The following is a 13,443-nucleotide window of genomic DNA, read 5'->3' as shown; positions in this document are numbered from 1 at the left end:
CCTGTCACTCCTCATACATCTTGATCTTCCACTAATGAAAGAAAAGCGGCGGTAATATTTGTTTTCGTCACTCGCCCCATTACTTCAAGTCCATGTTCACGTTCTTGAACTATAGGTAATGAATCAATTTGGCTGTCCATCATTTTTTTGGCAACAGAAATGAGTGTATCTTCTTTTTTGCAATATGTGACATTCGGCATTCTTGTCATTATGACATGCACGGGTATCTTTTCTAATCCTGTTCTTCCGATGCTCGTTCTCAGCAAATCCTTACGTGACACAACGCCTGTCAATAACGACTGCTGGTCTACTACGAATAGTGTACCTACATCTTCTAAAAACAGCTGGCAAATCGCGTCATATACAGATAGATTTTCGGTGATGACGACTGGTCTTGATTGATAATTGGCCACAATCATATCTACCATGCCATCCGCGACGGATTTGATAGGTTTCTTGCCAGAATAGAAATAACCTACACGCGGTCGTGCATCCAAAAATCCAGCCATCGTCAAGATTGCTAGATCCGGCCGGATGGTAGCGCGCGCCAAATGCAAACGTTCAGCAATTTGCTCTCCTGTAATCGGACCGTTTCCTTTGACGATGTCGAGGATTTCATTCTGACGTGTATTTAATTCCAAACATGTCACCGCCTTCAGACTTCAAAGTTGTATTTACTCACTAATTATATATCAACGCGCTCGCTATTGCGAAGAAAGGAGAAGCATGCTACACTAATTTTGAACGAAGTAAACGAAGAACGGTCAATAAGTAGTGTATATTTTGAGCGAACAGGGATAGTGAAAGCCTGTACCTACACGAAAACGGCAGCCGGGAGTTGAAATGTTCATTATGAAAGTGGGTTGAAAAACCAATCGGGGTGGAACCGCGGGTTATCATGCACTCGTCCCCGGACATGATTTTCATGTCCGGAGACGTGTGCTTATTTTAATTGGAGGCGTTTAGAATGTTATCTATGGAACAAGTAGTCAATCTTTCAAAACAACGAGGATTCGTATTCCCAGGGTCTGATATTTATGGTGGTTTGGCGAACACTTGGGATTATGGTCCACTAGGTGTCGAACTAAAAAACAATATCAAGCGTGCTTGGTGGCAGAAATTCATCCAGGAATCCCCTTACAACGTAGGTCTTGATTCCGCGATCCTGATGAACCCGAAAGTTTGGGAAGCATCCGGTCATATTGGAAACTTCAATGATCCGATGATCGACTGTAAAAAATGTAATACCCGTCACCGTGCAGATAAATTAATCGAAGAAGCATTGGATGCGAAGGGAATTGAAATGGTCGTAGATGGCCTGCCGTTCGATAAAATGTTCGATTTGATTCAAGAACATGAAATCAAATGCCCTACATGTGGCGCATTGGATTATACAGAAATCCGTCAATTCAACTTAATGTTCAAAACAAGCCAAGGTGTAACTGACTCCTCTGCTAACGAAATCTTTTTACGTCCGGAAACGGCACAAGGGATCTTCGTGAACTTTAAAAATGTTCAACGCTCTATGAGAAAGAAAGTACCTTTTGGTATTGCACAAGTCGGAAAAAGTTTCCGTAACGAAATCACACCGGGTAACTTCACATTCCGTACTCGTGAATTCGAACAAATGGAACTTGAATTCTTCTGTAAGCCAGGCGAAGATGAGCAGTGGTATAAGTACTGGATTGACCAGTCAGAAAACTTGTTATTGAATCTTGGTTTGAACAAAGACAATATCCGTCTTCGCGAACACAACGAAGATGAGCTGTCCCATTATTCTAAAGGAACTGTGGATATTGAATACAAATTCCCATTTGGTTGGGGTGAGCTATGGGGAATCGCGAACCGTACGGACTTCGATTTGAAGCGTCATATGGAATATTCAGGCGAAGACTTCCATTATCAAGATCCAATTACGAATGAAAAATACGTACCATACTGTATCGAACCTTCCGTTGGAGCGGACCGCGTCACGTTGGCATTCTTATGTGATGCATTTGATACAGAGGAACTTGAAGACGGCGATACACGTACTGTTCTTCGTTTCCACCCAGCATTAGCACCAATCAAAGCAGCTGTACTGCCATTATCTAAAAAACTTGCAGATGATGCACAGAAAGTATATGCAGAGCTTTCAAAGCATTTCCCAGTACAATATGATGATTCCCAATCTATCGGACGTCGTTACCGTCGTCAAGATGAAATTGGAACACCATTCTGTATTACATTTGACTTCGATTCACTGGAAGACCAACAAGTAACTGTTCGTCACCGTGATTCCATGGAACAAGAACGTATGCCAATTGCAGACGTTACAGCATATATCCAAAAGCACCTACAGTTTTAACTATAGAAAAGCCCAGGAGAAGTTGGCATTAGCCTTCCTCTTCTGGGCTTTCTTTAGTTTGTCTTTTTGGTTTTTGCAATTCAGGTGTACGTTCCAGTTGTTCGATGAACTTTCTAGATTTCAGAAAAATCCCTGTTTGCTCCTGATAAATCGTTGAAACAAGCTTCGCCATAAATGTCTTCGTCGGTTTCTTCAACGTCAGCTTACCAATTTGATCAAGCGGAACATTGTAAAACATTCGGATCAACTTGATTTGTGTAGGCGACAGACGAATGATGTACGGATCTACGTGAAAGCAGCGATGACAGAGAAAACCTATCTGTTGAAAGGAAAAAGCGAATTCACCTTCTGTAGCGCCGCAACTCGCACACTCATGAAGTATAGGATGTATGCCTGCAACCGGCAGCATCTTCCACTGAACGAACAGTGAGATGGCTTCTGCATCATAGCCTTCTTCCATAGCGTTAAATGACTCACCTAGCAAACGAAATATGCTTGCATTTGGCTGTTCGGATTCCGTTAGACGATCAAGCAATTCTACAATCAATCCAGCATATGCCGTCGTTTCTAAATCAGAGCGAATGTGACGGACACTGCTGATCAACTCGCCTTGTTCAAGCGACCCCATACCTCTGCTTGCACGAACAAGAAAATAGCCGTGAGTAAACGTTTGTGTAATGGCAGCTAAGCGACTCGCAGGCTTTTTGGCACCTCTCGCCATCGTCGTAATCTTCCCCGCTTCTTTCGTATAGATCGTCACGATTTTATTGGATTCTCCGTAAGGGATACTTTTGATAATAAAGCCTTCCAACTTATTCAGCAACGCGCTCTCTCCTTCATCAGGACAGACCGCTTAGTAGTCTTCCTCGTTAAATCCAAATTCTTTCAAACGACTTGGACGGTTACGCCAGTCTTTTTGGACTTTCACCCATAGCTCTAAATATACTTTATGTCCAAGTAACATTTCGATATCTTTTCTTGCTTTCACACCGACTTCTTTTAGGAGCTTTCCACCTTTACCTATGACAATCCCCTTTTGCGAATCACGCTCCACTATGATAGTCGCGCGGATATGCGTTTTATCGGTTACTGGATCCTGCTCGATGCTTTCAATCGCCACTGCAATCGAGTGGGGAATTTCTTCACGTGTTGTGTGCAATACTTTTTCACGGATCATTTCGGAAATGATGAAGCGTTCCGGGTGATCGGTTACTTGCTCTGCATCATAAAATTGTGGCCCTTCTTCTAAGTAGCTTTCCAGTGTTTCCACCAATCGTTCAATATTATTGCCATTGAGTGCAGAAATCGGAACTACTTCTGCAAACTTCATTTCATTTGTGTACGATGTAATGATTTCGAATAATTGATCAGGATGCACTAGGTCGATTTTATTGATGACCAAAAATACAGGAGTCTCGGACTTCACGAGCCATTCCATAATGAACCGGTCACCTGTACCGATCTTTTCATCCGCATTGACCATAAACATGATGACATCGACTTCACTTAACGTACTGCGTGTCACTTTCAACATGAAATCACCAAGACGGTGTTTCGGTTTGTGGACACCTGGCGTATCTATAAAAATCATTTGAGATGTATCGGTTGTGACGATTCCCTGTACTTTGTTTCGTGTAGTTTGCGGCTTATCGCTCATGATTGCGATTTTTTGACCGACCATACGGTTAATAAAAGTAGATTTCCCTACATTCGGTCGTCCGATGATGGAAATAAAGCCTGACTTAAAGTTGTTCTTCTGCATAATCTAAATCCTCCTTGGAAAAAGCACCCGGCAATAGCTGGTCTACTGTTGTTTCTTGTAAGTGACCCTTCAAGTTCGTCAAGTACACAGGCATGTCCGGCGCACAAAATTCTGCAATGACTTGGCGGCAAGAACCGCATGGCGCGATTGGACCGTCCGTATCACCAATTACAGTAATCGACTTGAACGACTTGATACCTTCGGATACAGCTTTGAAAATAGCTGTTCTCTCTGCGCAATTGGATAATCCGTAGGCAGAGTTTTCAATATTACATCCACGATAAATGGTACCATCTGCAGTCTCTAATGCAGCACCTACTGGAAATTTTGAATAGGGAACATAGGCCATCTTCATCGCTTGCTTTGCTTCATTCATTAATTGTTCTACTTGCATCTACTTACCACCTCTTCATTTAATCTTATTATCCAAACCATTTCGGAAAGAAAATGATACAGCCGATAATCGCGCTCGCTATAGCAAACACGAAAACGGATCCGGCTGCAACGTCTTTTGCTTTTTTAGCTAGCGGATGAAATTCGGTTGTGACTAGATCCACAACATATTCCACTGCTGTATTCATTAATTCGAGCGCCATTACACCTGCAATGACGATAAAAATAATCATCCATTCTATTTGCGAAAGACCGGTGAACCAGCCTGCAATCAACACGATCATTGCCGATAAACCGTGAGACTTCATATTCCGACCTTGCCTAAAGCCGTCTTTAATACCTTCCCACGCATAGATGAATGATTTCAAGAATTTCCCCATACACTCACTGCCGTTCCAGACCGAATGCAGTTAAAATCTCTGTCTGCCTACCGAACATCTCACGTTCTTCTTCTTCATCGAGATGATCATATCCGAGTAAATGCAAGAAACCATGTAATGCAAGAAACCCGAGTTCCCGCTCGAACGAGTGATTGTATTCAATAGCCTGACGTCTAGCCGTATCAATAGAAATAATGATATCTCCTAGAACAACAGGCATATCGCTTTCATGAACAATCGCCACTTCTCCTTCAGACAACTCTTCTAGCGCAAATGAAATCACGTCAGTTGGACGGTCTTTGCCTCTGTACTCAGCATTCACCGCTTGGATGGATTCATCATCCATAAACGTAATAGATAACTCATATAGACCTTCCATTTTCTCCATGATTGACGCGTGAGTCAGTAAATCCTTGATCAATGCCTCCGAACTTGGGTCCACGATTTCTGTTTCGTCTTCGAAATAAAAATCTATCATAATTGCTCTGCTCCTTTACTTATTGGGGTATTCAATACGATTATGGAAAATCCCATTTAACGTTTCATTAATTGCTTGTTTCACTAGTTTAATTTCTTTTAACGACAAATCACATTCATCAAATTGATCGTCCTCTAATTTGCCACGCACAATTGCGTTGACGAGCGTAGCAATTTTTTCAGGTGTCGGTTCTTTCATCGATCGCACCGCTGCTTCCACACTGTCCGCAATCATAATTACCGCATTTTCTTTCGTTTGGGGTTTCGGACCAGGATAACGGAATTCGTCTTCATTCACATCCGGATTGGTTTCTTTCGCTTTCAAATAAAAGAATTTGACGCTACTCGTTCCATGATGCTGTCTTGCGATCGCTATTAATTCTTTTGGCATACGTTGCTTCTCCAAAATTTTTGCTCCGTCTTCCGCGTGGGCTATAATCATATCACGACTTTTCTCGGGTGTCAGTGCATCATGCAGATTACGGCCGTTATGTTGATTTTCAATGAAGAATCCTGGATGAATGGTCTTCCCTATATCATGATAATAGCTGCCGACACGCGCGAGTAATCCGTTAGCGCCAATTGCTTCACATGCCGCATCAGCTAGATTCGCAACCATAATACTGTGATGATACGTACCCGGCGTCTCCACTAAGATTTTCTTAAGTAACGGATGATTAGGGTTCGAAAGCTCCACTAAACGCATATTAGAAAGCAAATGGAAACTTGACTCGAAAAACGGCAATAACCCCATCGTTAAAGCTCCAGACAACAAGCCCGAGGAAATGGCCGCCACGGCATAGAAAATCAGTTCTGACGTTGTATAACTAGTCTGTGTCATCAATAAATAAAATATGATGAACATCATGTTCGATCCTGCAACGCCAAGACTCGTCTGTAGAATCGTTGAGCGTCTGCCATGTTCACTTAGTAAATAAATGCTCACAATCCCACCGAATAAAATATACAACGCTACTTCCATTTGCATAATGGCGGCCAAGCCTTCCTGCAACATGATGCCAGCTGTTGCAGAAGTAATAATCGTCGCCAGTACTGCTGATCGCTCATTAATTAATAACTTAATCAACATCGGTACGAGAGCCGTCGGAAATAAAAATGCAATGAGGACATCAAATTCATAATCGATGTAGCTTACGATTTTCATCAATACGACTGCCAATAATAAAATAATGTAAAATATACCGAGCGCTTTCTTTTTGAATATCTCATCTCTTTTGGACTTGCCAAAGTGTATGGCAGTCAAACCTGATACGAACAAAATAAACAGGATAATGCCGAGCGTCGGTTTAAGTGAAGATTGATTATTGAGGACCCCAGAAAGCTTTAGTTGGTGATACACATCACGGTCGATCAACTGCCCTTCACGTACGATGACTTGTCCTTGTAAAATACGGATTGCTTCAACTGAAGCTCGCGCATCCATTTGATTCTTGACAGTCAATTCTTCATCGATTATTTCCGTTTCCACTACCGCCATTCGACCGAGCGCTAGTGCCACATCAAGCAAATCCCTCGGCAAGGTATTCGTTTCTCGAATGTTGCGCTCCACCTCATAACGATGCATCGGCACCTGTTCAGCTTTAAATGGCTTCGATAATTCTCTTCCTACAGCATGTGTCAGCAATTCATGCAAATTATTCAAATCACCTTGTTCAGCCGAAAGTAGCTGTTTTAGTTGGTCGTCTGTAACAGGTAATAAAATCTGTTCTTTTTCAAGACCTTCCAACTTCTTTTGAAGCAACTTCATCTTAGTATCCGAGGTCATGTCAGGGTCTTTCTTCACTTCGACTTTGACATCGGATACTGCAGTAAAGATCGAGCCAAGGATAGCTTGGCGATTTTTCATAATATCTTCTGAAAAACGATAGGAATTAGGTACTGCCTGTTCCGCCCGTACACGTTCAAGTTCAGTTTTCTCGATATCTTCTATTGTTTTAGGTGATCGTATGGTTTTCGGTGAAATCTCAAAAGCCGATATTTCGTACGTTTCGTTCTGCGTACTCCCATACATCAGAAAAAACAATAGGATACTAGAAAGAGAGACGACAAGAAGCAAAAGAAATGTAAATTTCACTTTTCGAAGTTGTGAAAGCAGTTCCTTTAAAGCTGTCATGCAGTTGCCTCCTATCAGCAAATGTTCTTTACATGATGGATGAACTATGTATCTTCATCATTCAAAAAAAGCAGTCAATTAATTAGTTGACTGCTCTTTCTCATATGCATCAATGATCTTCGCCACAATCGGATGTCGGACTACGTCACCTTGTTCCAGATACATGAACTGGATATCCTGCACATTTTTCAAAATGTGTTCTGCGACATTTAGACCCGAATCCACGCCGCGAGGTAAATCAATTTGCGTTTTATCACCTGTGATGACCATCTTCGATCCAAAACCGAGACGCGTTAAAAACATTTTCATCTGTGCTTTTGTAGTATTTTGAGCTTCGTCCAAAATAACGAATGCATCGTCAAGCGTTCTACCGCGCATATACGCCAAAGGTGCAATTTCGATAACTCCGCGTTCCATAAGACGTTCTGTATGTTCGGCTCCTAGCACATCGTGTAGCGCGTCGTAAAGTGGTCGAAGGTACGGGTCAACTTTTTCTTTCAAGTCGCCTGGAAGGAATCCTAAGCTCTCTCCAGCTTCAACAGCAGGCCGGGTCAACACGATTCGCTTTACTGAACCTGTTTTCATTGCTTGCACTGCCATCACGACAGCGAGATACGTCTTTCCTGTTCCGGCAGGTCCGATACAAAATACTAAATCTCTTGAACGAATCGCCTGGACGTATTCTCTTTGTCCGATTGTCTTTGCACGGATGACTTTTCCTTTTGTGTTGCGTGCGATTTCTTCTTCGTATAAAGAAGAGAAATATTCAATCGTGCCGTTCTTCGCCATTTCAATCGCCGTTGCCACATCGCGTAAATTGATATTAATGCCTTTACGGATAACTTTCAGTAACTCTTCAAGCAATGTTTTCGCGGCTACCGCTTGTTCTTCTTCTCCACTGATCGAGATCGTTTCGCCTCTTGTGTGGATTGAAACGTTCAATTCTTCTTCGATCAAATTCATGTTCTGATCGGAAATGCCAAGAAGCATAATCGCTTCATTCGGTTCTTCAATATGAAGTTGAAGTACATGTTCGCTCAATATTTTCAGTCTCCTTGAGTTATAGGTCGTTTTTCAGCAATGTTTTCATTAAGTAAAAATAGTATAGTCCCACTCACTTTATCATTAGTGAAGGATACATGTAAAATGTTTTCTTCTTTAATTATGCGCTCATTTGTTTTCTTTGACAATAAATCATGCTTGATTAGTGGCAAAATGATGGTCTCTTCCATCCCTTTTTTCAAAAACACTTCCTCAATGCGGGCTTCTTTCGTCTTATCAATAATAACAGGATTTCTAAAGCTTAAGTTTTTTATTTGATTACCTTTCCATGGCTTTTGCCAACTGATGTTTAGATTTTCTTGCCCTTGAATGGAATAACTAATTGTCCGCGGTAATTCAAAATGACATTCTAACCAGTAGTCAGCAAATACTTCCCCGTCCGCCCCTACCACTGTTGTTTTTTCTCCTTGTTCCAGAATACCTGTCGCCAGCATATCACCTTTTTTTACAGTTTGATGAATGATACTCGCTCTTTCTCCTCTTGTTAACGCAAAGCGTGTAATCACCCCTCCTGTTTTTGCTATTAAATGGGATGGCTTTTCTTTCACTTCTTCTTTCACTTCAGTCGACAATGGCGCAAGCATCGGTGAAACAGTTAATGATGTGCCGATCCTTGAGAACCGGATCCAAGATAGAGAAGGTTCATCTTGCATCAGTAGCCGACGAATTTCATCCTCTTCCGGTAATTTGGATAATAAAGAGGGTGCAGTAATTTGTGCTTTCTCCATCTTTGTTTCCATTCGTTGCGCAATTTCTGGTACATCACTTTCCACTGTGATATTCCATAGAAACAATGAGGCAACTAGCGGAATGAAGCAGATGATTAAGAATAACAAAGAGGCAAATAGCCGATGCTGGACAGTATCCAAACCTTTACGCCTGATTTGTACTTTCACATGGTATTTTCTCCTGAAACGGCGGATGATTTGAATCCCCTTCGTATCCGTTTCAAAAAACATAGCGCTTCCAGAAACATACAAGCTACTGATCTTGACATGTTCTCTCTGTAATCTACTTAGAAACACAGAACCGTTACGAACATTTTTTACCTGAACTTCAAATCGTTTAGGACTCATAGCTGTTTCCTACCTCAGGCGTAAAGCGCACCGTCACTTCCTGTAGTTCATCAATCGATATGTGGGCGTGTTGTTCAGTCAGCATTAGAACCGTTACATCTTCTCCTTTGACGGTCATGACATAGTCATTCGTTTGAAAGGATACGGATTGTTCGCTTAATGCGAGCAAGCGATAGTTACCAGTAATCCGCAATGAGTTGAATTCATCTAGAATAATGGATGGATGAAGTGCGAATAATTTTTTCATGAAAAAACCCCCTGTCTCATCCTATGAAAAGACAGGGGGCGGCATGATTACCGTTTTGATTTTGGTGGACCTAAAATTTCTGCATAGACAATCCCTTGCATGATCTGCTGAGGAGTTCTTGGAATCAAGTCTTCTTGCAAAATTTGTTCATCTTCAAGAATACTGGACTGCTTCTCTCCATGTAGCCTACCTCTGCCCGTTTGACGCTCCGAACGCGGTGTAGAAGCAGGTTTAGCCGGCTTCTTAGGCTCTGCATAGAAGATTTCAGACTGAGGCGCCTGTGTCTTTACAGGTTGCTCAGATTCTTTCGTTTCTTGTTGGAGATCTTGGAATTCCTTTTGAATATCCTCAAATAGATTCTTAGATAACTCTTTCAACGAACGCGGCTTCTCTACAGGAGTTGCATTCGTACGCTGAGGTTCTCTCTGATTCATTTGACGTTGAGTTGGTTGAGCTGGCCATTGCTGACTAGTCGGACGCTTCGGTTGTTGATCTGGTTTCTCTTGGTCTTTCTTTTTACCGAATAAAGATCCTAAAGCCAGCATAATGACCAAAATTATCAGTTGTTCCATTATGCATCCCCTTCCCGGGAATTCATCTTGTTATTATTGATCTTTCTTTGGTTGTTGATCCGACCCTGTCTTGCTAATAGAATCCCGCATGCTTGTATCTGCTTGGATATTTTTATAATTCATATAATCCATGATTCCGATATTGCCTGAACGCAATGCTTCAGCCATAGCTAAAGGTACTTCGGCTTCTGCACCCACAACTTTAGAGCGCATCTCTTGAGTTTTGGCCTTCATCTCTTGTTCATTAGCGACAGCCATTGCACGACGTTCTTCTGCTTTTGCTTGGGCAATATTTTTATCTGCCATCGCTTGTTCAGTCTGAAGTTCTGCACCGATGTTTTTACCGATATCCACGTCAGCAATATCAATGGACAGAATTTCAAACGCTGTACCTGAGTCCAATCCTTTTTTCAATACCGTCTGGGAAATCAAATCTGGATTTTCTAGTACTTTCGCGTGACTGATAGAAGAACCGATTGTAGATACGATACCTTCACCAACACGTGCAACAACTGTATCTTCACCCGCACCACCGACGAGACGGTCAATGTTTGCACGGACTGTAATACGCGCTTTTGCCTTTACTTCAATACCGTTCATCGCAACACCTGCAATAAATGGTGTTTCAATCACTTTCGGGTTAACGGACATTTGAACTGCTTCTAGTACGTCACGTCCTGCTAAGTCGATCGCTTGTGCTCTTTCAAACGTCAATTCAATGTTTGCACGTTGCGCAGCGATTAACGCGTTAACCACGCGGTCTACGTTACCACCTGCAAGGTAATGACTTTCCAATTGGTTGATCGATACTGTCAGACCCGCTTTATGTGCTTTGATCAACGGGTTAACGACTCGACTCGGAATAACCCGACGTAAACGCATACCGATTAATGTGAAGATACTTACTCGTACACCTGCCGCAATTGCGGAAATCCACAGCGTAACTGGAACGAATGTAAAGAATACCGCCAGTACGATGATGATGATAAAGACTGCTGCTACCAGTCCAATTGTTCCTAGTCCCATCATAAGCCTTGTTCCTCCTCTTTCTTCTTCTCTCTAACAACGATTCTAAAGCCTTCTACCTCTACAATCACTACTTCTTTACCACTTTCGATGTAACGACCTTCCGATACTACATCAATCCGTTCACCATCTAACTCAGCGACACCGGATGGATAAAGTGGTGTAATAGTTGTTGCCACTTTCTGTAATAACTCGTTACGATTTTTGTTGGAGACGTAACCGCTGTCCGTATCCATCGTATCCATTAAAATGATTTTATTCAATAGATGGAGTTTTTTACCGAAGAATTTCATAATAACCACCGCTCCTATCAATGCTACGGCTATCGCAATTAGCACCGAAACTGCCATGAATGCCAAGTTTGTGCCTGTCAGTAATATACTTCCGATGATAGCCAAAATCCCGAAGATCCCCGCTATCCCTCCTGCAACAAAGAATTCGGCAATAATGAGTGCGACGCCGAGCAAGAACAAGATCAACGTCTCATAACCTGCGAGACCCGCCACTGTATGTCCGTAGAAGAATAGGAATAGAGCTGTTAGCCCCATGCTTCCCGGCACGCCAAAGCCTGGTGAATATAATTCTACAATCAGTCCGAGACTTGCAACAGAAAGTAAAATGGGTACAACGACCGGATTGGTGATGAATCGCGCCATTTTCTCTGTAAACGTTTCCGTTGTGGAAATGACTTGTGCATCTTGCAAGTCCAGTTTCTTCAGTAACTCATCAAATGAAGCGACTGTTCCTTCACTGTACTTCACCTGCTCGGCTTCGTCAGCAGTGAGAGTCAGAAGTTCCCCTTTTTGCGCACGTAAGTCCGGCAGATCGATTTCTGGATTTGCCATCGCCAGTGCATATTGTGGATCACGACCTGAGTGAAGTGCTGCATTTTTCATTTGCGCCAACCAATAACTATTGGCTTTCGTTTCTGCTGCATTTCCAGATCCATCGATGACTTGTGCAGCCCCGATCGAACCGTTTGGTGTCATGTAGATTTCATCTGCATAAAGTGCAAGGAAAGCGCCTGCAGATAGTGCACGATCGTTGATGAATGCGACGATTTTTACATCATCCGTTGTTTTCATCAGCTTTGCGATTTGATCAGCAGCGTCTACAAAGCCTCCAGGAGTGTCTATATCCAACACAATCGTCTCTGCGCCTTCAGCTTTGGCTTCTTTGAATGAACGCTGTAGGAAGGCATGCAGCCCCTTTTCTACTTCTTGGTGAAGGGGTACTTGATATACTTTTGTTTCAGCTGCGTCTGAGTGTATAAAAGGCAATGCGATTGTACTGATGAATAAAATGAGCAGAAAAACTGACCTAATCATTTTAGACATTATTATCTCACCTCTCTCTACTGCCTATTATACTTATTATTTACGTTTGAAGTAGCATTTGGTTTCATTTAATCGCAATTAAATAAAAGTATTTCTTTTCGTGTGTCATAGCTTGATGGTATATGGTTTTTTATGGATATAAATGAACTGAATAGTTGAAGTCGTAATGGAATTTATAGAGGAGTGAGGGTTCAGTTACGAGAGTGAATGGTTGGTGCATGGGAGAGTAAATTAGTATCTACGAAGGGATTGCGACGGAAGCTAGGGACGACTTTTGTCAGTTCCAATTTACATTCCACACAATAAAATAAACCGAAAATCCAGTGAAGGATTTTCGGTTTATAAGAAATTACATTAGTAGGTAATGTCAAAATTCAATGTAGGCAGAAATTAGAACTTACGCTTACGTGCAGCTTCTGATTTCTTTTTACGTTTTACGCTTGGCTTATCATAGAATTCACGCTTTCTACTCTCTTGTATTGTACCACTCTTGGATACAGTACGTTTGAAGCGGCGAAGAGCGTCTTCAAGTGATTCATTTTTGCGAACGACTGTCTTAGTCATATCTCTTGTCCCTCCCTCCAAACACACACTTCGAAACATAGCACTTTGCTATGTACTCTAAAATTA

General features: G+C 42.0%; 15 protein-coding genes. 1 reads left to right on the top strand and 14 read right to left on the bottom strand.

Features of this window, described 5'->3' with window-relative positions; genetic code table 11:
- Window positions 1–11: 11 nt before the first annotated feature.
- A complete protein-coding gene (gene ccpN, locus CSV74_RS03155; protein ID WP_029054694.1) occupies window positions 12–650 on the bottom strand; it encodes a transcriptional regulator CcpN in 639 nt (212 codons plus the stop codon).
- A gap of 317 nt (window positions 651–967) precedes the next feature.
- On the opposite strand from ccpN, the gene CSV74_RS03150 reads away from it, so the two are divergent.
- Window positions 968–2,347, top strand: a complete 1,380-nt coding sequence (locus tag CSV74_RS03150) for a glycine--tRNA ligase (protein ID WP_029054693.1) — start codon at window positions 968–970, stop codon at window positions 2,345–2,347.
- A gap of 28 nt (window positions 2,348–2,375) precedes the next feature.
- Here CSV74_RS03150 and recO read toward each other — a convergent pair whose 3' ends face one another.
- The 13 genes from recO to rpsU all read right to left on the bottom strand — a co-directional run bounded on the left by recO (window position 2,376) and on the right by rpsU (window position 13,377).
- Entirely contained in the window at window positions 2,376–3,170 is a 795-nt protein-coding gene (recO, locus tag CSV74_RS03145; protein WP_029054692.1) for a DNA repair protein RecO, read from the bottom strand.
- A gap of 30 nt (window positions 3,171–3,200) precedes the next feature.
- The gene (gene era / locus CSV74_RS03140) at window positions 3,201–4,109 is read right to left on the bottom strand and encodes a GTPase Era (RefSeq protein ID WP_029054691.1); all 909 of its coding nucleotides are present in this window, start codon (window positions 4,107–4,109) and stop codon (window positions 3,201–3,203) included.
- On the bottom strand, window positions 4,090–4,503 hold the full coding sequence (locus CSV74_RS03135; RefSeq protein WP_099690522.1) for a cytidine deaminase: 414 nt from the start codon (window positions 4,501–4,503) through the stop codon (window positions 4,090–4,092). Before CSV74_RS03135 ends, era begins: the two co-directional genes overlap by 20 nt.
- 28 nt (window positions 4,504–4,531) lie before the next feature.
- Window positions 4,532–4,882 (bottom strand): diacylglycerol kinase family protein, encoded by a 351-nt coding sequence (locus CSV74_RS03130; protein WP_099690521.1) that lies wholly within the window; start codon window positions 4,880–4,882, stop codon window positions 4,532–4,534.
- Between the two features lie 4 nt (window positions 4,883–4,886).
- Window positions 4,887–5,360, bottom strand: a complete 474-nt coding sequence (gene ybeY, locus CSV74_RS03125) for an rRNA maturation RNase YbeY (RefSeq protein WP_099690520.1) — start codon at window positions 5,358–5,360, stop codon at window positions 4,887–4,889.
- Between the two features lie 15 nt (window positions 5,361–5,375).
- The gene (locus tag CSV74_RS03120) at window positions 5,376–7,493 is read right to left on the bottom strand and encodes an HD family phosphohydrolase (protein ID WP_199170303.1); all 2,118 of its coding nucleotides are present in this window, start codon (window positions 7,491–7,493) and stop codon (window positions 5,376–5,378) included.
- Window positions 7,494–7,571: 78 nt separating this feature from the next.
- Window positions 7,572–8,483 (bottom strand): PhoH family protein, encoded by a 912-nt coding sequence (locus tag CSV74_RS03115; RefSeq protein ID WP_051210593.1) that lies wholly within the window; start codon window positions 8,481–8,483, stop codon window positions 7,572–7,574.
- A 56-nt stretch (window positions 8,484–8,539) separates the two neighbouring features.
- Window positions 8,540–9,631, bottom strand: coding sequence for a sporulation protein YqfD (locus CSV74_RS03110; protein WP_099690519.1), 1,092 nt, complete (start codon window positions 9,629–9,631; stop codon window positions 8,540–8,542).
- The gene (locus CSV74_RS03105) at window positions 9,621–9,878 is read right to left on the bottom strand and encodes a YabP/YqfC family sporulation protein (protein ID WP_029054684.1); all 258 of its coding nucleotides are present in this window, start codon (window positions 9,876–9,878) and stop codon (window positions 9,621–9,623) included. The genes CSV74_RS03110 and CSV74_RS03105 overlap by 11 nt, the downstream gene beginning before the upstream one ends.
- Window positions 9,879–9,925: 47 nt before the next feature.
- Window positions 9,926–10,450, bottom strand: a complete 525-nt coding sequence (locus tag CSV74_RS03100) for a hypothetical protein (protein WP_099690518.1) — start codon at window positions 10,448–10,450, stop codon at window positions 9,926–9,928.
- Between the two features lie 33 nt (window positions 10,451–10,483).
- On the bottom strand, window positions 10,484–11,476 hold the full coding sequence (floA, locus tag CSV74_RS03095) for a flotillin-like protein FloA (RefSeq protein WP_029054682.1): 993 nt from the start codon (window positions 11,474–11,476) through the stop codon (window positions 10,484–10,486).
- Window positions 11,476–12,813: an NfeD family protein gene (locus CSV74_RS03090; protein ID WP_099690517.1), complete on the bottom strand. Its 1,338-nt coding sequence runs from the start codon at window positions 12,811–12,813 to the stop codon at window positions 11,476–11,478. Before CSV74_RS03090 ends, floA begins: the two co-directional genes overlap by 1 nt.
- A gap of 390 nt (window positions 12,814–13,203) precedes the next feature.
- Window positions 13,204–13,377: a 30S ribosomal protein S21 gene (gene rpsU, locus CSV74_RS03085; RefSeq protein ID WP_029054680.1), complete on the bottom strand. Its 174-nt coding sequence runs from the start codon at window positions 13,375–13,377 to the stop codon at window positions 13,204–13,206.
- Between the last annotated feature and the right edge of the window lie 66 nt (window positions 13,378–13,443).

The organism is Sporosarcina sp. P19, assembly GCF_002743165.1.
Lineage (GTDB): Bacteria > Bacillota > Bacilli > Bacillales_A > Planococcaceae > Sporosarcina > Sporosarcina ureae.
This window is presented reverse-complemented; position numbering and strand designations above follow the sequence as displayed.

What these genes read in the sequence shown, in the direction of transcription:
- CSV74_RS03150 (WP_029054693.1), top strand. Translation starts at nt 968, where the DNA reads ATGTTATCTATGGAACAAGTAGTCAATCTTTCAAAACAACGAGGATTC.
- era (WP_029054691.1), bottom strand. Translation starts at nt 4,109, where the DNA reads ATGCAGAAGAACAACTTTAAGTCAGGCTTTATTTCCATCATCGGACGA.
- CSV74_RS03135 (WP_099690522.1), bottom strand. Translation starts at nt 4,503, where the DNA reads ATGCAAGTAGAACAATTAATGAATGAAGCAAAGCAAGCGATGAAGATG.
- CSV74_RS03130 (WP_099690521.1), bottom strand. Translation starts at nt 4,882, where the DNA reads ATGGGGAAATTCTTGAAATCATTCATCTATGCGTGGGAAGGTATTAAA.
- ybeY (WP_099690520.1), bottom strand. Translation starts at nt 5,360, where the DNA reads ATGATAGATTTTTATTTCGAAGACGAAACAGAAATCGTGGACCCAAGT.
- CSV74_RS03120 (WP_199170303.1), bottom strand. Translation starts at nt 7,493, where the DNA reads ATGACAGCTTTAAAGGAACTGCTTTCACAACTTCGAAAAGTGAAATTT.
- CSV74_RS03115 (WP_051210593.1), bottom strand. Translation starts at nt 8,483, where the DNA reads ATGCTTCTTGGCATTTCCGATCAGAACATGAATTTGATCGAAGAAGAA.
- CSV74_RS03110 (WP_099690519.1), bottom strand. Translation starts at nt 9,631, where the DNA reads ATGAGTCCTAAACGATTTGAAGTTCAGGTAAAAAATGTTCGTAACGGT.
- CSV74_RS03105 (WP_029054684.1), bottom strand. Translation starts at nt 9,878, where the DNA reads ATGAAAAAATTATTCGCACTTCATCCATCCATTATTCTAGATGAATTC.
- CSV74_RS03100 (WP_099690518.1), bottom strand. Translation starts at nt 10,450, where the DNA reads ATGGAACAACTGATAATTTTGGTCATTATGCTGGCTTTAGGATCTTTA.
- floA (WP_029054682.1), bottom strand. Translation starts at nt 11,476, where the DNA reads ATGGGACTAGGAACAATTGGACTGGTAGCAGCAGTCTTTATCATCATC.
- CSV74_RS03090 (WP_099690517.1), bottom strand. Translation starts at nt 12,813, where the DNA reads ATGTCTAAAATGATTAGGTCAGTTTTTCTGCTCATTTTATTCATCAGT.
- rpsU (WP_029054680.1), bottom strand. Translation starts at nt 13,377, where the DNA reads ATGACTAAGACAGTCGTTCGCAAAAATGAATCACTTGAAGACGCTCTT.